The organism is Amorphus coralli DSM 19760 (assembly GCF_000374525.1).
GTDB classification, from domain to species: domain Bacteria; phylum Pseudomonadota; class Alphaproteobacteria; order Rhizobiales; family Amorphaceae; genus Amorphus; species Amorphus coralli.
Window position 1 is genome coordinate 61,896 of the sequence record NZ_KB894575.1, and the last position, 17,859, is coordinate 79,754.

General features: G+C 67.8%; 20 protein-coding genes. 11 read left to right on the forward strand and 9 right to left on the reverse strand.

The annotated features are described in order from the left end of the window. Positions 1 to 5: 5 nt before the first annotated feature. From yidC to rpmH, 3 genes are read right to left on the reverse strand one after another with little or no spacing between them, the layout of a single operon-like run. Entirely contained in the window at positions 6 to 1,841 is a 1,836-nt protein-coding gene (gene yidC, locus C507_RS0115450) for a membrane protein insertase YidC (protein ID WP_018700620.1), read from the reverse strand. 12 nt (positions 1,842 to 1,853) lie between these two features. Further along, positions 1,854 to 2,219 carry a ribonuclease P protein component gene (rnpA, locus tag C507_RS21635; protein WP_018700621.1) on the reverse strand — a complete coding sequence of 122 codons (366 nt, stop codon included), beginning with the start codon at positions 2,217 to 2,219 and terminating at the stop codon, positions 1,854 to 1,856. Positions 2,220 to 2,264: 45 nt separating this feature from the next. Further along, complete coding sequence (gene rpmH, locus C507_RS0115460) at positions 2,265 to 2,399, reverse strand: 50S ribosomal protein L34 (RefSeq protein ID WP_018700622.1); 135 nt, start codon at positions 2,397 to 2,399, stop codon at positions 2,265 to 2,267. A 373-nt stretch (positions 2,400 to 2,772) separates the two neighbouring features. On the opposite strand from rpmH, the gene C507_RS0115465 reads away from it, so the two are divergent. The 5 genes from C507_RS0115465 (at position 2,773) to pth (ending at position 8,379) form a co-directional block, all read left to right on the forward strand. Next, complete coding sequence (locus C507_RS0115465) at positions 2,773 to 3,603, forward strand: TVP38/TMEM64 family protein (RefSeq protein WP_156829341.1); 831 nt, start codon at positions 2,773 to 2,775, stop codon at positions 3,601 to 3,603. Further along, entirely contained in the window at positions 3,600 to 5,030 is a 1,431-nt protein-coding gene (locus C507_RS0115470; protein WP_018700624.1) for a dihydrolipoyl dehydrogenase family protein, read from the forward strand. Before C507_RS0115465 ends, C507_RS0115470 begins: the two co-directional genes overlap by 4 nt. A 91-nt stretch (positions 5,031 to 5,121) precedes the next feature. Continuing rightward, positions 5,122 to 6,651 carry a sensor histidine kinase gene (locus tag C507_RS0115475; RefSeq protein WP_018700625.1) on the forward strand — a complete coding sequence of 510 codons (1,530 nt, stop codon included), beginning with the start codon at positions 5,122 to 5,124 and terminating at the stop codon, positions 6,649 to 6,651. A 170-nt stretch (positions 6,652 to 6,821) separates the two neighbouring features. After that, on the forward strand, positions 6,822 to 7,505 hold the full coding sequence (locus C507_RS0115480) for a 50S ribosomal protein L25/general stress protein Ctc (protein WP_018700626.1): 684 nt from the start codon (positions 6,822 to 6,824) through the stop codon (positions 7,503 to 7,505). A 154-nt stretch (positions 7,506 to 7,659) separates the two neighbouring features. Further along, positions 7,660 to 8,379 carry an aminoacyl-tRNA hydrolase gene (gene pth / locus C507_RS0115485; protein ID WP_018700627.1) on the forward strand — a complete coding sequence of 240 codons (720 nt, stop codon included), beginning with the start codon at positions 7,660 to 7,662 and terminating at the stop codon, positions 8,377 to 8,379. 125 nt (positions 8,380 to 8,504) lie between these two features. Here the strand turns inward: pth and C507_RS22505 are convergent, their stop codons facing one another. After that, positions 8,505 to 9,083: a PRC-barrel domain-containing protein gene (locus C507_RS22505; protein ID WP_156829342.1), complete on the reverse strand. Its 579-nt coding sequence runs from the start codon at positions 9,081 to 9,083 to the stop codon at positions 8,505 to 8,507. Positions 9,084 to 9,141: 58 nt separating this feature from the next. On the opposite strand from C507_RS22505, the gene C507_RS23135 reads away from it, so the two are divergent. From C507_RS23135 to C507_RS0115500, 3 genes are all read left to right on the forward strand, one after another. After that, complete coding sequence (locus C507_RS23135) at positions 9,142 to 9,300, forward strand: hypothetical protein (RefSeq protein ID WP_156829343.1); 159 nt, start codon at positions 9,142 to 9,144, stop codon at positions 9,298 to 9,300. Positions 9,301 to 9,514: 214 nt separating this feature from the next. Next, a complete protein-coding gene (gene ychF / locus C507_RS0115495) occupies positions 9,515 to 10,615 on the forward strand; it encodes a redox-regulated ATPase YchF (RefSeq protein ID WP_018700629.1) in 1,101 nt (366 codons plus the stop codon). Continuing rightward, a complete protein-coding gene (locus C507_RS0115500) occupies positions 10,581 to 11,180 on the forward strand; it encodes a dihydrofolate reductase family protein (protein WP_051089793.1) in 600 nt (199 codons plus the stop codon). Before ychF ends, C507_RS0115500 begins: the two co-directional genes overlap by 35 nt. On the opposite strand, the gene C507_RS0115505 is transcribed toward C507_RS0115500, so the two are convergent. The 4 genes from C507_RS0115505 to C507_RS0115520 all read right to left on the reverse strand — a co-directional run bounded on the left by C507_RS0115505 (position 11,162) and on the right by C507_RS0115520 (position 13,782). Beyond that, a complete protein-coding gene (locus C507_RS0115505) occupies positions 11,162 to 11,701 on the reverse strand; it encodes a hypothetical protein (protein ID WP_018700631.1) in 540 nt (179 codons plus the stop codon). The genes C507_RS0115500 and C507_RS0115505 overlap by 19 nt on opposite strands. Then, a complete protein-coding gene (locus C507_RS0115510) occupies positions 11,698 to 12,450 on the reverse strand; it encodes a ribonuclease T2 family protein (RefSeq protein WP_018700632.1) in 753 nt (250 codons plus the stop codon). The genes C507_RS0115505 and C507_RS0115510 overlap by 4 nt, the downstream gene beginning before the upstream one ends. Continuing rightward, positions 12,396 to 12,854, reverse strand: coding sequence for a hypothetical protein (locus C507_RS22510; protein WP_018700633.1), 459 nt, complete (start codon positions 12,852 to 12,854; stop codon positions 12,396 to 12,398). Before C507_RS22510 ends, C507_RS0115510 begins: the two co-directional genes overlap by 55 nt. An 82-nt stretch (positions 12,855 to 12,936) precedes the next feature. Next, a complete protein-coding gene (locus C507_RS0115520; protein WP_018700634.1) occupies positions 12,937 to 13,782 on the reverse strand; it encodes a 23S rRNA (adenine(2030)-N(6))-methyltransferase RlmJ in 846 nt (281 codons plus the stop codon). A gap of 62 nt (positions 13,783 to 13,844) precedes the next feature. Between C507_RS0115520 and C507_RS0115525 the strand changes: the two genes are divergently transcribed. From C507_RS0115525 to C507_RS0115535, 3 genes are all read left to right on the forward strand, one after another. Further along, positions 13,845 to 14,273 (forward strand): PaaI family thioesterase, encoded by a 429-nt coding sequence (locus C507_RS0115525; RefSeq protein WP_018700635.1) that lies wholly within the window; start codon positions 13,845 to 13,847, stop codon positions 14,271 to 14,273. A 141-nt stretch (positions 14,274 to 14,414) separates the two neighbouring features. Continuing rightward, positions 14,415 to 15,737: an NCS2 family permease gene (locus C507_RS0115530; protein WP_018700636.1), complete on the forward strand. Its 1,323-nt coding sequence runs from the start codon at positions 14,415 to 14,417 to the stop codon at positions 15,735 to 15,737. Between the two features lie 2 nt (positions 15,738 to 15,739). Further along, the gene (locus C507_RS0115535) at positions 15,740 to 17,302 is read left to right on the forward strand and encodes a glycosyltransferase family 39 protein (protein ID WP_026319144.1); all 1,563 of its coding nucleotides are present in this window, start codon (positions 15,740 to 15,742) and stop codon (positions 17,300 to 17,302) included. Positions 17,303 to 17,308: 6 nt separating this feature from the next. Here C507_RS0115535 and C507_RS22515 read toward each other — a convergent pair whose 3' ends face one another. After that, entirely contained in the window at positions 17,309 to 17,836 is a 528-nt protein-coding gene (locus C507_RS22515; protein ID WP_169508979.1) for a DUF1499 domain-containing protein, read from the reverse strand. Positions 17,837 to 17,859 lie beyond the last annotated feature (23 nt).

The window sequence follows — 17,859 nt, forward strand, 5'->3', positions numbered from 1 at the left end:
TCCCGTCACGAGGACGAGGAGCCGGTGTCCTTGCTTTCCTTGTTGCGCTTGAACGGGCTGGCGATGTTGTCCCACAACTCCACCTTCACCCCCTGGCGCCGCATGATGACGTACTGCTGCAGCACCGACAGGGCGTTGTTCCAGGCCCAGTAGATGACCAGGCCGGCCGGGAAGCTGGCGAGCATGAAGGTGAAGATCACCGGCATCCAGTTGAAGATCATCGCCTGGGTCGGGTCCGGCGGGGTCGGGTTCATCTTCATCTGCAGCCACATCGTGACACCCATGATGAGCGGCCAGATGCCGATCATGAGGAACGACGGCGGATCCCACGGGATCAGGCCGAACAGGTTGAAGATGGTCGTCGGGTCGGGCGCCGAGAGGTCCTGGATCCAGCCGAAGAAGGGCGCGTGCCGCATCTCGATGGTGACCAGGATGACCTTGTAGAGCGCGAAGAAGACCGGGATCTGGATCAGGATCGGAATACAGCCCGAGACCGGGTTGATCTTCTCCTTCTTGTAGATCTCCATCATGGCCTGCTGCTGCTTGACGCGGTCGTCCTTGTACCGCTCGCGCAGCTTGACCATTTCCGGCTGCAGCTTCTTCATCTTGCTCATCGACACGTAGGCCTTGTTGGCCAACGGGAAGAAGATTGCCTTCACCAGCACGGTGACGATGAGGATGGCGACGCCGAAGTTGCCCACGAGCTTGTAGAAGAAGTCGAGGGCGTAGAACATCGGCTTGGTGAGGAAATAGAACCAGCCCCAGTCGATCAACAGGTCGAACTTCTCGATGCCGAGCGACGACTCGTAGCCGGAAATGACGTCGACTTCCTTGGCGCCGGCAAACAGCAGGTTGCGCGCCTCGCCACTCTGACCCGGCTGGATCGTGACCGCATCCTCCAGGAAGTCGGTCTGGAAGATCGGTTTGCCGTCGCGCTGGGTGGCCGACAGCCGCGGCTGGAACTGCGATCCCGGGTTCGGGACCAGCGTTGCCGCCCAGTATTTGTCGGTGAAGCCGAGCCAGCCGCCGGAGCTCTTCGTCGGCGTGATCGGGCCGTCGTCGACGAGATCGTCGTAGCTGAACTCCTCAAGCCCCTCCTCGCCGAAGACGCCGATCGGTCCCTCGTGCAGCACGAAGAAGCCGGACACCTCGGGCTCGCCATGGCGCGAGATCAGGCCGTAGGGGTAGAGCGTCACCGCGTTCGGGGTGTCGTTGGTGACCCCCTGGGTGACGGTGAACATGTAGTTGTCGTCGATGGCGTAGGTGCGGGTGAAGGTGATGCCCGCGTCGTTGGTCCACTTGACGGTGACCGGCGTGTCCTGGGTCAGCTTGCCGGCGCCGTCGACCTCCCATTCCGTGTCCGGACCCGGCACCTGGACCTTGGCATCGCCCTGTCCGCCGGCGACCCAGCCGAACTCCGCATAGTAGGGATCGGGCGCGCCGGACGGCGAGAACAGCACGATCGTCGGGCTCGAGGGGTCGACGGTCTCGTGGTAGTCCTTCAGCCGCAGGTCGTCGATACGCCCGCCCTGGAGGTTGATGGAGCCTTCGACCCGGTCCGTCTCGATCGGCAGGCGGGAGGTGGCCGCAAGCGCCGCGGGACGGTCGGCAGCCGGTGCGATCTGTCCGCCGGCCGAAGGTGCGCTCGACGTGGCGGAGGGCGACGCCGTGCCGTCGGTCGGCTGCGGAACATTGGAACCGGGCGTGGTCGCCGCCTGTTCCGCCTGCTCCTGCTGCGCGGCCCGGCGTTCCGCCTGCTGCGGCTCGACCAGGAAATACTGCCAGCCGATCAGAACGGCGAGCGACAGGGCGATCGCGAGAATGAAATTCTTGTTTTCCATGACCGCACCGGTTCAGGAGTCTCGGGCGCGCCGGCGCTGGGGCCGACGGTCGACGGCGTTGTGGACCCGCTCGAACGCGACTTCAAGGTCGGACAGGAGATCGGGATAGGAGCGCGACAGGGCGGACCGACGTCCGACGAGGACGTAGCTGCACCCCTGCCGGGCCTGGCCGCCTCCCTCGCCGACCGCGGCTTTCAGGCGCCTGCGAATGCGATTGCGCTCGACGGAATTGCCCGTGCGCTTGGTCACGGTGAAGCCGAACCGCGGCGGATTGTCTCCCGCCGCCTCGCATCGGGCCTGAAGCACGAACGCCGGTCGCTCGCAGCGCACGCCGCGGGCGACCGCCTTGAACTCGACACGCTTCTTGAGACGCTCCATCACGGATCCGGAAAGCCGGCCGGGCGTTCTCTCGGGCCGAAAGGACTACGCCGACAGCTTCTTGCGGCCGCGGGCACGGCGACGGGACAGGACAAGACGGCCACCCTTGGTCGCCATGCGCGCACGGAACCCGTGGCGGCGCTTGCGAACGAGACGGCTCGGCTGATAGGTGCGCTTCATCGGACAAAAACCTGCTCTCAGGGGCCCGCGCCATGCGCGTCGACGCCCATCGGATAGATCGAAATCAACGGATCACGCCCCGCCGCCTGCCTGAACGGCACTCGCTTGTGCGGCATTCGACTGGGAAGTGAGCCCCGGCTTATAGAAAGACGGCCGCGCCAAGTCAACGCACGGACGGCGTCCGCCGGGCCGAAAATCGGAGGTCGACCGGCTGCGCCGGCTTCCCCCTTTCCCGCACCCAATGCCCGCACGCCGCTCTCGACGTGTCAATTTCAGGTGAGAGCCGATCGAAGCGGGTGCGCGCGCGTTCGATCATGGGCATCTGTTAGAAAGCAGGGGCGCTCGCCGTACCCGACGATCGAAGACGAGCGGAATGTCGCAGCACCAATACACGGATGGCGCCCGCATGGCGGTTCCCCACGGACGGAAGGACGCCGGCGAGCCGTCGGGAGAAGCCCGACGCGGCAGCGCCGTCGGCTGGTTCGCCGTCGCCGCAATCCTGGCGATGATGGTCGCGGCCTGGCTGTTCGGCTGGTTCGAACAGCTCACCCTGTCCAACCTGATCCAGCGCCGTGGCGAACTGGCCGCCTTCGTCGCTGACGACGCTGTTCTCGCGCTCGCGTTCTACTGCGCCCTCTACATCGTGCTCGTGGCCCTGTCCTTCCCGGGCGCCAGCCTGCTGACCATCGCCGGCGGCTTCCTGTTCGGCGTCGTCCCGGCTGCCATCGCCACGGCAATCGCCGCGACTGCCGGTTCCGTCATCGTGTTCCTGGCGGCGCGCTCGTCCTTCGGCAGCGCGCTGCGGGCCCGCGCAGGCCCGTTCGTGACCCGCCTTGCCGAGGGGTTTCGCGAGGATGCCTGGAGCTATCTCCTGTTTCTCCGCCTGGTGCCGGTATTCCCATTCTGGCTGGTCAACCTGGCCCCGGCGCTGTTCCAGGTCCCTCTGGGAACCTATGCCGGCGCGACCTTCCTGGGCATCCTGCCTGGTACGATCGCCTATGCCTTCCTGGGAGATGGTCTCGACAGCCTGATCGCGGCCCAGGAACAGGCTCACCCCGGCTGCGTCGATGCCGGCACCTGTTCAATCGACCTGGCCGCCCTTGTGACGCCGACCTTCGTCGGCGCTCTCGTGGCGCTCGGCCTAGTCGCCCTGCTTCCGCCGCTTGTGCGGCGCTGGCGCAAGTCGCGAGGCCAGCCCCGGTGAGCGGCACGCTTCTCAAGCCCGACATCTGCGTCATCGGGGCCGGCTCGGCCGGCCTGACGGTTGCCGCCGCCGCCGCCCAGTTCGGCGCTCCAGTCGTGCTGGTGGAAAAGGGCGCGATGGGTGGCGACTGCCTGAACACCGGCTGCGTCCCGTCTAAGTCGCTGATCGCGGCCGCCGCGATCCGCCATGCAGGCAGCCGCGGACCGGCTTTCGGTATCGAGGCTACCGAGCCTTCCGTCGACTTTGCCGGCGTCCACCGCCACGTCCACGAGGTCATCGCGTCGATCGCACCGCACGATTCCGTCGAGCGGTTCGAGGGCCTCGGCGTCACCGTCCTGCGCGAGGCGGCGCATTTCACCGACCCGCGAACCCTCGTGGCCGGCGACACCACCGTCCGGGCGCGGCGTTTCGTCATCGCCACCGGGTCGCGCCCCTCCATTCCGCCCATCGAGGGGCTGGAGGGCGTTGCCTATCTCACCAACGAAACCGTCTTCGACCTCACCGAGCGCCCCGACCATCTCATCGTCATCGGCGGCGGGCCGATCGGGGTGGAGCTGGCCCAGGCCCATCGCCGGCTCGGCGCGGCCGTGACCCTGGTGGAACGGGACACCATCCTGCCGCACGACGATCCAGACCTCGTGGACGTGGTCCGCAGCGCGCTCGTCGCCGACGGCGTGACGCTTCACGAGAAGGCTTCGGTGGACGGCGCCCGCGGCGAGGCGGGGGATCTCACCGTCGATCTAACGGTGGCAGGACAGAGCTTGCGCCTTGCGGGCAGCCATCTGCTTGTCGCTGCCGGCCGAACGCCGACGGTCGAGGGGCTCGGCCTCGATGCGGCCGGCGTCGCGTACGGGCGCAAGGGGATCACCGTCGACAAGGGGCTGCGCACCACCAACCGCCGGATCTACGCCATCGGCGACTGTACCGGCGGCCTGCAGTTCACTCATGTCGCCGGCTATCACGGCAGTCTGGCGGTGCGCTCCATCGTGTTCCGGCTGCCGGTGAAGGAAGATCGGTCGCGCATTCCCCGCGTCACCTACTGCGATCCCGAGCTGGCCCAGATCGGCCTCACCGAGGCTGAGGCCCGGGAGCGCCACGGCGAGACGGTGAAGGTTCTGAAGGCTCCGCTCTCCGGCAACGACCGGGCGCGCGCGGAACGGCGCACCGAGGGTTTCATCAAGATCGTCACCGGCCGGCGCGGCCGCATCCTGGGTGTCTCCATCGTCGGAGCCCACGCCGGCGAGCTGATCGGCACATGGGCGCTCGCGGTCGCCGGCAAGATCAAGATCAGCACGGTCGCAAGCTTCGTGCCGCCCTATCCGACGCTCGGCGAGATCAGCAAGACCGCTGCGGTGGGCTACTATTCCGACAGTTTGACCAATCCCTGGCTCCGGCGCATTCTCGGCTGGTTGCGTCGTCTGGGGTAGCGTCTGCCATGCGAGCGTCCTCGCCCGCGTCATCGCCGGTTGAAAGGAAACCTGGTCTCGGGACCGGGCCGGTTCGCGTGCCCGGCCGGTCATGTCGGCGACCGGGGAGATCTCGGTGACGGACAGCGACCGCCCCGCGGAGGCGCAGGCCCAACCGAGAGACCCGTCAACCAAGGTCACCGCGCCGGACGAACAGCCGCGCCGTCCATGGCGTGCCGGCCTCAGCGGCAAGCTGCTGGTGCTGACACTTCTGTTCGTTATGATGAGTGAAATCCTCATCTACGTGCCGTCGATCGCCAATTTCCGGCTGTCGTGGCTGCGCGATTCCCACGCCACCGCCAGCGTCGCGGCGATGGTTCTGGCCGACGGCTCGGAAGTGCCCAAGGCGCTCCAGGGCCGGCTCCTCGCCTCCACCGACACAATCGCCATCGCCCTGCTGACGGGGGAACGCCGCAGGCTGCTTGCCATCGACATGCCGCCGGAAACGGTGGACGTGCACGTCGATCTCTCCGAGATGAAGCCGTTTCAGGCCATCGTCGACGCCTTCGGCGTGCTGTTCGAGGCGCATCCGCACACGATCCGCGTGACCGGAGCGGTCCCCGGCCAGGACGAACGCGTCGAGATCGTCATCTCCGACCGCCGTCTGCGCGCCGCAATGCTCGCTTATTCGCGCAACATCCTGCTGCTTTCGCTGATGATTTCGATCATCTCGGCGGTGCTGGTCTACATGAGCCTGCGCTGGCTGCTGGTGCGTCCGATCAAGCGGCTGTCCTCGGCGATCGGCCATTTCGCCGAGAACCCGGAAGACGCCGACCGGGTCATCGTTCCCTCCGGCCGGGCGGACGAGATCGGCGATGCCGAGCGCCAGCTCGCCACCATGCAGAGGCAGCTTTCGGACACGATCCAGCAGAAGCGGCGGCTCGCGGATCTCGGCCTGGCCGTCTCGAAGATCAACCACGACCTGCGCAACCTGCTGGCCTCCGCCCAGCTCTTCTCCGACCGGCTGGCCTCCAGCCCGGACCCGACGGTGCAGCGCATCCTGCCGAAGATCGTCGGCACCCTGGACCGGGCGGTGGGCTACACCCGCTCCGTCATGTCGTACGGCCGCGCCCGGGAGGCCCCGCCCTCGCGCCGCATCGTCGACCTTCGCCAGCTTGCCGATGACGTGGGCGAGGTGCTCGGCCTGCCTCAGCAGTCCGGCATCGTGTTCGACAACCGCATCGAACCGCGGCTGGAGATCGACGCCGATCCGGACCAGCTGTTTCGCGTCCTGGTGAACCTGTCGCGTAATGCCGTCCAGGTGATGGAGGCGGAAACGGGTGCGGCCCTGGTCAAGCGGCTGGAGATTTCAGCCCACAGAGAGGGCAGCGTCGTCACCATCCGGGTCACCGACACCGGTCCCGGAGTGCCGGCGAAAGTGCGGGAACACTTGTTTCAGCCGTTCCAGGGCTCCGCCCGCAAGGGAGGAACCGGCCTGGGTCTGGCGATCGCGGCCGAGCTCGTCCGCGCCCACGGCGGCACCATCCGGCTGGCCGAGGAAGCGCCGGGAACCGCCTTCGAGATCACCCTGCCCGACCGGCCCGTGGATCTCGCCGCGGTCCGCCGCGCAGCCGGACGCTGAGGCCGCGCCCCCACACCCGCGGGCAGCGCGGAAAGAGCACCGAATGCGGTTGAACATGGCCGCGGATCCCCGTATATAGGCGCCCTGCCCGCACCCCTGGAGGCGGGAGATCGGAAGCACAGGCCGCCCTGAGCGGCCTTGTTTCGTTTCATGCCATGAAGGAGAGACCGATGGCTCAAGAGTTCGTGCTCGAAGCCACGGTGCGTGACCGGGTGGGCAAGGGGGCCGCTCGTGCGCTGCGCCGCGAGAACAAGATTCCTGCCGTTATCTATGGCGACAAGCAGCAGCCGCTGCCGATCGCCCTTCCCTACAAGGACGTGTTCCTGAAGCTGCATGCCGGCGGCTTCCTGACCCACGTCTGGACGATCAAGGTCGACGGCAAGTCGATCCGCGTCCTGCCCCGCGATTATCAGCTGGAGCCGGTGCGCGACTTCCTCGTCCACGTCGACTTCCTCCGCATCGGCCGCAACAGCCGCGTCGCGGTCGAAGTGCCCGTGCACTTCGAGAACGAGGAAGAGTCCCCGGGTCTGAAGCGCGGTGGCGTGCTCAACATCGTCCGTCACACGGTCGAACTCGAGTGCCCGGCGGATTCCATTCCGGAGTCGATCAGCTTCGACCTCACCGGACTTGAGATCGGCGACAGCATCCACATCTCGGCCACGACGCTGGCCGACGGTGTCGAGCCGACGATCACCGACCGCGACTTCACCGTTGCGACGATCGCCGCTCCGGCCGTCCTGACGGCCGCGGAGGAAGCCGGCGAGACCGAGGAGCCGACCACCGAGACCGAAACCGGATCCGATTCCGACGACGGCGAGGGCGAAGGCGACAGCGACGGCGACAGCGAGAGCTGATCGGCCTCGCGGCGGTCCCCTGCCGCCGCGCCGCCTCTGCAATGCATGCAAACCGCGCCGGAAGCTGTCTTTCGGCGCGGTTTTGTTTTAGACGGGACCCGCGCGGCAGATCGCGCTCGACACCCCTCCCGTCATCCGAGCGAGGCGACATCCGATGCTGCTTCTGGTCGGTCTTGGCAATCCCGGCAGCCGCTATGCCGGCAACCGCCACAATGTCGGCTTCATGGCCGTGGACCGCATTCACGACCGGCACCGTTTCGCGCCCTGGCGCTCCCGCTTCAACGCGGAAACGGCGGACGGCACGCTGGCTGGCGACAAGGTCCAGCTCTTCAAGCCGCAGACCTATATGAACGAGTCGGGCCAGGCCGTTGGCGAGGCGATGCGCTTCTACAAGCTGTCGCCGGAGGATGTCGTGGTGATCTACGACGAGCTCGACCTGCCTCCCGGCAAGTTCCGGATGAAGGCGGGCGGCGGTCACGGCGGCCACAACGGGTTGCGCTCGATCAATGCCCATATCGGCGACACCTATCGCCGGGTGCGGATCGGGATCGGCCATCCCGGACACAAGGATGCCGTCGCGCCCTACGTGCTTCACGATTTCGCCAAGGCCGACGTCGCCTGGCTCCATCCGCTTCTGGATGCCATTGCCGATCAGGCGTCGCTGCTGGTGGATGGCAAGGATTCCACCTTCGCCAACAAGGTCCACCTCGCCACCCAGGGGGCAGCGGAGAAGACGAAATCCGGCTCGAAGGCAAAGCCGCAGGCGTCGGAAGGCGGGAATGCGGCGAAATCTGCCCCCTCCCGACCCGCCGGGTCGGACGATGCCGGCGCCTCCGGCCCCTTCGCGGCTCTCGGCAAACTCGTCCGACGCTGAGCCACCGCCTGCTTTCCGTCTCCCTCTGACCGCCACCACCGGCCATAAGAAAAAGGCCGCGCGTTGCCGCGCGGCCTTTTCCGGGAGGAGGAAGCGCCGATCAGCGCTTCCCTCAGGCAACCCAATTACTGGGCAGTCGTGCCGGTGGTGCCGGTCGCCGTGCCCGTCGTACCGGTACCCGTGGCGGTGCCGGTGGTCGCCGGCTCAGCCTGGCGCTCGGTCTCCTCGCGGACCTCTTCCTGCGACTTGAACTCCGGCAGCGCCTCGATCTCTTCCTCGGTCATGTTGAGGCGGGCGATCAGGTCATCCTCGTCTTCCGGATCGGTGGTGATCTCGAACTGGTCCCAGGGAAGCATGACTTCCTTGTCGCCAAGGCCGAGGAAACCGCCGAACGAGACGATGACGTGGCTGATGGCGCCGTCCTGGCCGATCACGAAGTCCTCGATGCCGGCAAGATCCTCGCCCTCGGCGTTCTGAACCGGCTCGCCGGTCAGCTCGCTGGCCAGGTAGGTGCCTTCCGGCTGCTCGGTGGCCATGTCGCCGGTGTCGGCGGTCATGGCGCCGTCGTTGGCTTCGTTCATGTCCGCGGTGTCGGCGTCCATCTCGCCGGAATCGGCGGCATCGCCCTCGGACTGCATCGTCTCGCCGGACTGAGCGTTGTCGGAAGCGACAGGCGCGCTGTCGGACGCGGCGTCGGAGTTCATCGAGCCGTTCGCATTCGGAGCTTCAGTCGCCTGCGGCTCGACCTGCGAAGACTGATCCGTGTCAGTGTTCGACTGCGCGAAAGTCGGCGAAACCATGCCGGACGAAATCAAAGCAGCAGCGGAAACAGCGGTGAGCAAGCTCTTACGCATCATATCCTCCTCGTTTTTACTCATCGAAAAGCGAATTCGAGGCTACAACGCCGGGATCGCCGAGTAGGTTCCGCCGGATTGTTTCTGCCACGACAATTTCTTTGAATGTTCGCCGTTTCGGCACATTCCCGGAGCGATGCCCGGCCGAGTCACCCGCCAACCGGTCCGATGCGGGGCAGAAAGCCGATTTCGCATTGTGATCGCCGCCCAAAGTGTCCTATCACCCGGCCTTGCTCCCCTTGGCGACGCATCGCGTCCGCCCCACGCTTTCGAGGACTGCAATGGGTTTCAAATGCGGCATCGTCGGCCTGCCGAACGTCGGCAAGTCGACGCTCTTCAACGCGCTCACCCGCACGGCCGCCGCCCAGGCCGCCAATTATCCGTTCTGCACCATCGAGCCGAACACCGGCGACGTGGCGGTGCCGGACCCGCGGCTCGACAAGATCGCCTCCATCGCCCAGTCGGCGCAGATCGTTCCGACGCGGCTCACCTTCGTGGACATCGCCGGCCTGGTGCGCGGCGCATCGAAGGGCGAGGGACTCGGCAACCAGTTCCTCGCCAACATCCGCGAGGTCGACGCCGTGGCGCACGTGCTGCGCTGCTTCGAGGATGACGACGTCACTCACGTCGATGGCAAGATCGACCCGATCGCCGATGCCGACACCGTCGACACGGAGCTGATGCTTTCCGACCTCGACAGCCTGGAACGCCGGGTGGTGCCGTTGCGCAAGAAGGCGACCGGCGGGGATCGCGAGGCCAAGCACATCGTGCCGGTCATGGACGCAGCCCTTGAAGTTCTGCGCGAGGGCAAGCCGGTGCGCGCCCTGCTGGCGAAGGACCCTTCGCTTGCCGAGGATATCGACAGCCTCAACCTGCTGACCGCCAAGCCGGTCCTTTATGTCTGCAACGTCGACGAGGCATCCGCTGCGACCGGCAATTCCCAGTCGGAGCGTGTCGCAGCCCGTGCCGCCGAGGAAGGTGCCGCGGTCGTGGTGATCTCCGCGGCCATCGAGGCGGAAGTCGCGCAGCTCTCCGACGAGGAAGAGCTGGAATATCTGGAAACGCTTGGACTGGACGAGCCAGGGCTCGACCGGCTCATCCGCACCGGCTACGGCCTGCTCGGCCTGATCACCTATTTCACCGCCGGCCCGAAGGAGACCCGCGCCTGGACCATTCCGGCCGGGACCAAGGCGCCCCAGGCCGCAGGTCGGATCCACACCGATTTCGAGCGCGGCTTCATCCGCGCCCAGACCATCGCCTATGACGACTATGTCTCCCACGGCGGCGAACAGGGCGCGAAGGAAGCGGGTCGTGCCCGCGACGAGGGCAAGGAATATGTCGTTGCCGATGGCGACATCATCCTCTTCAAGTTCAACACCTGATACCCGGCGCTGGACGATCGAGGGATTTGCGATCGTCTCCGACGACGACCGCATCACGGACGCCCATGGCCGGATGCCGGACGCCCTGCGCAACCAGGCCGACTGGCGGACGTTTCAGGCGGGGCTCGACCGGATGGACGCGGTGCTGCTCGGCCGCCTGTCCCACGAGGCGACCCCGAACCGGGCGGGCCGGCTTCGCATCGTCGCCTCCAGCCGCGCGCGCGGCATCGAGCGACGTGACGACGGCTGGTGGTGGTCGCCGGTGCTCGTCCCCGTTGCCGACATGCTGGCAACCGTGTTGCCGGATGGCGGTGCGGTCGGGGTTCCGGGTGGACGCGGCGTCTTCGATATCTTCCTGGCGCACGGTTACGACGCCTTCCACCTGACCCGGGCCAGGGGCGTCGAACTGCCGGGCGGAAATCCGGTCTTTTCCGACTGCTCGACCGGCAAGGCGGAACTGGTGCTCGCCCGCCACGGCCTGCAGCCCGGACCGGAAACGGTGCTCGATCCGGACTGGCCGGTGGTCCTGACGGTCTGGCGACCGGCTCACTCGGCCGGCGGGTAGATCCGTTCCGCCGTCCCGGCGTCGTCGACGAGGCTGAACCGCTCCATCTTCAGCCTGAAGTCACCCCATGACCAGATGCCGACGCCGATGCGCCCATCCGTGCCGCGTGGCCCCTCGGCGACCAGCCGTTCGGCTTCCGCGTCCCATTCCACCCCCCTCAGGAGCGCGGTGCCCTGCCAGCCATAAGCCTCGGTGTAAACGGCCAGCGGTATCGGGTGGACGCCCTCGATCTCGCCGATTTCGTGGACATAGAGACGGTAGGTGGGGCGGCTCGCGCCCGCCGTGCACGGGATCGCGTAGAGCGTTGCGGCTGGCGACAGCACCCCCCGGACGGGGTCCACATGGGACAACGGCCCGGACAGAGGCTCCTCGCAGCGCGACACCGTGAGATGCTCGATCATCACCGGTTCGGGGATCGCCATCCAGGGATCGGCGGATGCCGTGTCCTGCGCCGCCGCGGCGCCCGATACAACAAGGCCCGCCACGATGACGACCGGCGCGACCGCCGTCCGCCGGCTCATCGGCTGCGCACCGGTGGCATCCGCTGACGGCTCTGGCGGCAGGCGTTGCGATCCACCTGCGGGCAGGCGCGGAAATCGGACAGGTCGCGGGTCATGCAGATCCGGACCTCGCGGATCCGGTTGCTGCGGCAGGTGACCGCGATCGCGTCGGCCGTCAATCCCTCGTTCATGGAGAGGAAGGCGCGCTCAAGCACGTTCGGATCCACCACGATGGGCTTTTCCAGCCGAACGAGGCGCGGCGGAATCCGCACCTTGTCATAGGCCTGGCGGGTCAGCTCGAAGTAACGGCGCGGCGAGACGCCGGCGCAGCTGCCGTGCTTCTTCCACTCGTGCCGGATGAGGCCGCGGCTCGGCATGATGTCGAGCATGGAGTTGACGAGATCGCGGCCCGGAGCCCGGCGGCTAGAGCAGTATTCGGGAAAGCCGCGCTCATATTGCGGCCAGAGCCCGTGCACCACGAAGGCGTAGGGACGGCCCGAGTCGCACTGGTCGGGATCGGCGCGGTCGCCCGCGGCGGCGCAGTAGCTCGGCGACCAGGACAGCGACAGGACGTAGAAGTCGAACCGGCCGGACACGTCGTTCGCGGCAGCCGGCGGCAGGCCCGCGCCCAGCCAGAGGGCGATGACCACCAGCAGCGGCCAGACCGTTCCGCGTGCCATCGCCAGCCGGGTGCGCTTCGATGCGACCTCGCCGGTCAGCGGAGCGGCGCGGCGCGCGCGGTGCGGCAGAAGCCGTCGTAGACCCGCCATTTGTCGTAGCCCTCGAGGCAGACATTCACCGACCAGCCGAGACCGACAAAGCCGCCCTGCTCCTCCAGCCGGAAGAAGGCCGCCGTTACCCGGCCGTCCTCGAGCACGGCGCGCCCGCGGCAATAGCGACGCGCCAGCGGGCTCGGATCGTTCACGTCGAGGCGCTCCTCGAAGACGTTGTCGATCACCGCGACGCGCTCGGCCCGGTAGACCGGCTCGGCACTGTTGGAAAATTTCAGGGCCGCATTCACCACCTTGGGATCGGCGCAGGCGGGCAGCGGCCCGGCAACCGGGGCCGGTTCGACGGAGGTCGGCGCCGGCGCGATCACCATGAGGTCGGCGGCCTGCGCCGGCATCGCAAAGGACGCGGCGAGGAAAATGGCGGCGGCGAGACGGACGAACATGGCAGACCCCTGACCCGAAACGATGTCCGGGACGATGCGGGATGGGGGGTGGAGAATCAAGGCTGCCGGGCCAGCGATCCCCTTACAGCTGCGGGTGTGTGACGCGAAAGCCACCGCCGGGGGCCTGGGCGAGTGTCCGCGCGAGCCAGGGAAGCAGCGCCTCCAGTTCGTCCGCGAGCGTATAGGGCGGATTGAGGATCGCCAGGCCGCAGCCGGCCATCGGACCGTCGGCGTCGGGCGCCTGCACGGTGATCTCGGCCATCAAGCGCCTGTCGATCCCGGCCGCGGCGAGGATCGCCTCGATCTCGTCCGTTTCGTCGCCGACCTTAACCGGATACCAGCCGCAATAGACACCCGTGGGCCACTTGCGCCACGCCTCGGCCAGCCCCTTGCCGAGCCGCGCGATCTCGCCAGGCACCTCGAAGGCTGGATCGACGACGACCAGGCCGCGCCGCTCCTTCGGCGGCACGAAGGCGTTCAGCGCCAGCCAGCCGTCGAGCGCCACCGTACGCACCTGCACGTCACCGGCGAACAGTGCCTTCAGGGTTTCCGCGTCCGTCGGATGCAGCTCCACCGCCGTCAGCCGATCCTGCGGCCGCAGCAGCGCGCGGACCAGCCAGGGCGAGCCGGGATAGACGAGCAGCGCGCCGTCCGGATTCTCCGCCTCGACGACGTCGCGCCACGGCGCGATCAGTTCGGCGACGGCCTCCGGCGCCTCCGCCGACAGAACCCGCGCCACACCGCGCTCCGCCTCGCCTGTCTTCGACGCCTCGTCGCCGGTGAGATCGTAGAGCCCGATCCCGGCGTGGGTGTCGATGACCCGAAACGCGGCCGGCTTGTTCTGCAGATATCGGACGATCCGCGCCACCACGACGTGCTTGAGGACATCTCCGACATTGCCGGCATGGTAGGCGTGGCGATAGTTCATGGTCTCGGAGCGTTCCGTCTGTCGCCCGGGCGGAGCCAGAACGAGAAGGGGGGACGCGTCTGATGAGCACATTCGACACCGGGGCCGCAACCGATCTTCTGGCGACGGTGTTCGCGCCGTGGATCCAGGATCTGGGCCTGACCATCGAGCGGATCGGCGAGGCCGACGCGGTGCTGCGGATGCCGTTCTCCGACCGGCTCACCCGCGACAACGGCGTGGTCTGCGGCCAGGCGCTGATGGCGCTCGCCGACACCGCGATGGTGTTCGCGGTATCGGCGGCCTCCGGCGGCTACCGTCCGATGACCACCGTCGACCAGACCACCCACTTCCTGCGACCGGTCGCAGGCAGGGACACGCTCGCTACCGCCGAGGTGATCCGTCTCGGCCGCACGATGGCGTTCGGACGCATCACCCTGAGCGCCCATGGCGACGACCGACCCGCCGTAACGGTGCAAACCGCCTACGCGCTTCTCGGCGAACCGGCAAAATAAGTCTACAGTGCGGCGCACTGGCGCATGTGCATCGCAATGTCCGCTTCCGTCCCGGATGAGCATGCCCGGTTCGCCGCTCCTCTCCGGAGTGTCCGCGTGAACGCTTCCCTCTGACCAGCCTCCCGGCCAGGAGATCCGCCCATGCCGCCAGCCCCCCACGACCGGCCCCACGGCCTTCTCGACCGCACGTTCGGCCTCACAGCAAACGGCACCACCGCCCGGACCGAGATCGTCGCAGGTGTCACCACCTTCCTGACGATGGCCTACATTCTCTTCGTCAACCCGAGCATCCTGGCCGCGGCCGGCATGCCGGAAGGACCGGTCTTCGTGGCCACGGCGATCGCCGCCATCGCCGGCACGCTGATCATGGCGCTCGCCGCCAACTATCCGATCGCGCTTGCCCCGGGCATGGGGCTCAACGCCTTCTTCGCCTTCACCGTGGTGCTGACCATCGGCTTCACCTGGCAGGAAGCGCTGGCCGCCGTGTTCTGCTCCGGCATCCTGTTCGTGGTGATCTCGCTGATCGGCCTCAGGCGGGCAATCATCGATGCCATTCCGCACAATCTGAAGCGGGCCATTTCCGCCGGCATCGGCCTCTTCCTCGGCATCATCGCCATGGAGAATTCCGGCATCGTGGTGGACAGCCCCGCGACGCTGGTCACCGCCGGCGACTTCGCTTCCGCGCCCGTCATCCTGGCGCTGGTGGGGTTCGCCCTCATCGCCGCGCTGAACGCCATCGGCCTCGTCGGCGGCACCATCATCGGCATCCTCGTCGTCACGGTGCTCGGCGTGCCGTTCGGGCTGGTGGACTTCCAGGGCGTCGTATCGCTGCCGCCGAACCCGGCCCCGACCGTGTTCGCACTCGACTTCGCCAAGGTCGCAACCGGCACCTTCTGGATCGTGGTGTTCTCGCTGCTGCTGGTGGACCTGTTCGATACCGCCGGCACGCTGATCGGCGTCTCGTCGCGGGCCGGCCTTCTCGACAAGGACGGCAGGCTGCCGCGCATGCGCCAGGCGCTCCTGGCCGATTCCACCGCGACGGTCATCGGCTCGCTGGCCGGTACGTCCAACACCACCAGCTACGTGGAAAGCGCCACCGGCGTTGAAGCCGGCGGTCGCACCGGCCTCACCGGTGTCACGGTGGCGGTGCTGTTCGCTCTCGGCCTGCTGTTCTCGCCGCTGGCGGCGACGATCCCGGCCTACGCCACCGCGGGCGCGCTCCTGTTCGTCGCGACGATAATGCTGCAGGGCCTCGCCGATATCGACTGGAAGGACCCGACCGAGGTCGCCCCGGCCGCCGTCTGCGCCATCGGCATGCCGTTCACCTACTCCATCTCGGAAGGCATCGGGCTGGGTTTCATCACCTATGTGCTGGTCAAGCTCTTCTCCGGCCGCCTGTCCGACCTGTCTCCGGGCGTCGTCCTGATCGCGCTCGCCTTCGGCACCTTCTTCGTCTTCGGATAAGCATGAACTCAGACCCATCCAGCCGGGCGGCGTCCGCGCCGCCCGGTGACCTGCGCACGGGCCTCACCCTTCTGGCCGCAGCGGCGCTGCTGCACGCCGCGATCTGGATCCTGCTCCCGTCGCTTCTGGAGGGCTCCATCCGGCTCGATGTGGCCGAAGGCGCCATCGGCGGCCAGCACTGGCTGCCGCTCTATTCCCGCCATCCGCCGTTCACGTTGTGGCTGACGGAGATCGCCCGGCTCGCCGGGCCGCTGCGCTATCAGGCGCTCTACGCCATTGCCCAACTCCTGGCGCTGGGCGGGCTGGCCGGCGCCGTCTGGGTGGCTGCCCAAGCCGGCGGCCGCACCGCGGCCCTGCTTGCCGCTGCCATGGGGCTCCTGTCCCCCTACCTCACGATCTATCCGCTTGAGCTCAACCACAACATCGGCGTGCTGCTGTTCTGGGGCCTGACACTGGCCGCGGCCTGGGGCGCCTTCACGTCCGGGCTGTGGTGGGCCTGGCTCGTGTTCGGCCTCGCAGTCGCGGGCGGCCTGTGGGCGAAGTACGCGATCCTCCATCTGGTCGCCGGACTGGGCATCGCCTTCCTCCTCGTGCCCGCCTGGCGCCGCCAGCTTGCCTCGCCCGGCCCCTGGATCGCGGTCTGCGGTGGCCTGGTGCTTCTCGCACCCCAGCTCTACGTGCTCGCCACCCGCGACGCCTCACCGCTCGGCTGGGCGGTGCGCACCGAGGCGCGGGACATCACCCACCACGTCACATCCGCGATGGCCTTTGTCGGCGCATCGCTCGGTGCTGTCGTCCCGATGGTCGCCATCGCGCTTGCCGCCTGCCCCAGCCCGCGTCGGCTGGCGCGCTGCGTGCGGTCGGTCCTGTTCGCGCGGCCTTCGGACTCCACCAGCGTCTTCGTGACCTGGGCGGCCATCGGGCCGATCCTGGTGGTGGCGCTCGCCGCGCTCGTCTTCGGCGTTGATGCCAAGAGCCACTGGCTGGTGCCCATGCTGCCCTCGTTCGCGCTGTGGTGGGGCGTGACCGCAAGCCGGGCGGGCGCACGGACCACGGGCCGGCGGTTGCGGATCGCCGTGGTCGCCCTCGCCGTCGGCTTCGCGGTCGGCTATGCGGCGATCCGGATCCTCTCGCCCATCACCCAGTCGAAACCGGCCTATCCGGATTTCGACGGACCGGCGATGGTGGAGATCGTGGAGGACTACTGGGCGTCGGTGTCCGATCGGCCATTGGAGGTCATCGTCACGCAAGGCGTGCAGAAGGGCCGTCAGCTTGGCGGAGCGCTGGCCTTCGATCTCGGCCACCCGGTCAACGTGTTCGAGGAAGCGAGCCCGCACTTGTCGCCTTGGACGTCCGCCGCAGAGGTGCGATGCAGCGGCGCCCTGGTCGTCTCCACCGTGCCCTTGTCGAGCGACACGCTCGGCCCCGGGCTGCCGATCGAGGCGATCCGCGAGGTGGATCGGCCACTGGTGCGCGGCGCAACCTCCGACCGCGGCAAGGCCTGGCTTGGCCACATCCCGCCCAACTGCGGCGGTGAGACCGGGCCGCAATCATCGGCCGGCTGAGCTGTCTCAGCCGTCCCTGGCCCGGGCCCGTTCCTGCAGCCGCATCAACCAGCGCTCGACGCGCTTTTCGTTGACGCCGAAATCGTCACGGCCGAACTGCGCCCGGGAGTAGACTGCGATGGTGGAGCGGTCGCTGCCGAGCGGCACGGCCTCGACGGAGACCGTGTCCGGGAACCGCATCCGCCTGGAACGGACGACATAACGGGCCTGCAGCGGACGCGATCCATCGTCGACGCGCTCGGTGCGCGGCTCGGTCACCGCGATCCCGTCCACCAGCTCGATCAGCCGGGCGGCGGATACCGGGAATTCCGGCGGATCGGCCCGCACTGCATCGGACGGGCACAGATCGGCAGGGCAGACCAGATAGTGGTTCGGCCAGGGGTCAGGCTCGAGGCTGCGGAAGTCGACAGGGCCAAGATCGGCAGGGCCTGCCGCCAGTTCCCAGATGCGATCGCGCCCGACGAGGGCGCCGGCCAGCACCACCGCTCCAGCGGCAACGCCCGCGCCGATCATCACTCCCGAGCGTCTTGTCATGGTTCGCCCCGATTGACTGCCTT

Excerpts from the sequence above, each read along its gene's own strand:
- C507_RS22510 (WP_018700633.1), bottom strand. The coding sequence starts at position 12,854 with ATGTTCGTCCGTCTCGCCGCCGCCATTTTCCTCGCCGCGTCCTTTGCG.
- C507_RS0115465 (WP_156829341.1), top strand. The coding sequence starts at position 2,773 with ATGTCGCAGCACCAATACACGGATGGCGCCCGCATGGCGGTTCCCCAC.
- rnpA (WP_018700621.1), bottom strand. The coding sequence starts at position 2,219 with ATGGAGCGTCTCAAGAAGCGTGTCGAGTTCAAGGCGGTCGCCCGCGGC.
- C507_RS0115480 (WP_018700626.1), top strand. The coding sequence starts at position 6,822 with ATGGCTCAAGAGTTCGTGCTCGAAGCCACGGTGCGTGACCGGGTGGGC.
- C507_RS0115530 (WP_018700636.1), top strand. The coding sequence starts at position 14,415 with ATGCCGCCAGCCCCCCACGACCGGCCCCACGGCCTTCTCGACCGCACG.
- C507_RS0115500 (WP_051089793.1), top strand. The coding sequence starts at position 10,581 with ATGGCGACATCATCCTCTTCAAGTTCAACACCTGATACCCGGCGCTGG.
- C507_RS0115475 (WP_018700625.1), top strand. The coding sequence starts at position 5,122 with ATGTCGGCGACCGGGGAGATCTCGGTGACGGACAGCGACCGCCCCGCG.
- C507_RS0115510 (WP_018700632.1), bottom strand. The coding sequence starts at position 12,450 with ATGGCGGGTCTACGACGGCTTCTGCCGCACCGCGCGCGCCGCGCCGCT.
- C507_RS22515 (WP_169508979.1), bottom strand. The coding sequence starts at position 17,836 with ATGACAAGACGCTCGGGAGTGATGATCGGCGCGGGCGTTGCCGCTGGA.
- C507_RS0115535 (WP_026319144.1), top strand. The coding sequence starts at position 15,740 with ATGAACTCAGACCCATCCAGCCGGGCGGCGTCCGCGCCGCCCGGTGAC.
- pth (WP_018700627.1), top strand. The coding sequence starts at position 7,660 with ATGCTGCTTCTGGTCGGTCTTGGCAATCCCGGCAGCCGCTATGCCGGC.
- ychF (WP_018700629.1), top strand. The coding sequence starts at position 9,515 with ATGGGTTTCAAATGCGGCATCGTCGGCCTGCCGAACGTCGGCAAGTCG.
- C507_RS22505 (WP_156829342.1), bottom strand. The coding sequence starts at position 9,083 with ATGAACTCCGACGCCGCGTCCGACAGCGCGCCTGTCGCTTCCGACAAC.
- yidC (WP_018700620.1), bottom strand. The coding sequence starts at position 1,841 with ATGGAAAACAAGAATTTCATTCTCGCGATCGCCCTGTCGCTCGCCGTT.
- C507_RS0115525 (WP_018700635.1), top strand. The coding sequence starts at position 13,845 with ATGAGCACATTCGACACCGGGGCCGCAACCGATCTTCTGGCGACGGTG.
- C507_RS0115520 (WP_018700634.1), bottom strand. The coding sequence starts at position 13,782 with ATGAACTATCGCCACGCCTACCATGCCGGCAATGTCGGAGATGTCCTC.
- rpmH (WP_018700622.1), bottom strand. The coding sequence starts at position 2,399 with ATGAAGCGCACCTATCAGCCGAGCCGTCTCGTTCGCAAGCGCCGCCAC.
- C507_RS0115505 (WP_018700631.1), bottom strand. The coding sequence starts at position 11,701 with ATGAGCCGGCGGACGGCGGTCGCGCCGGTCGTCATCGTGGCGGGCCTT.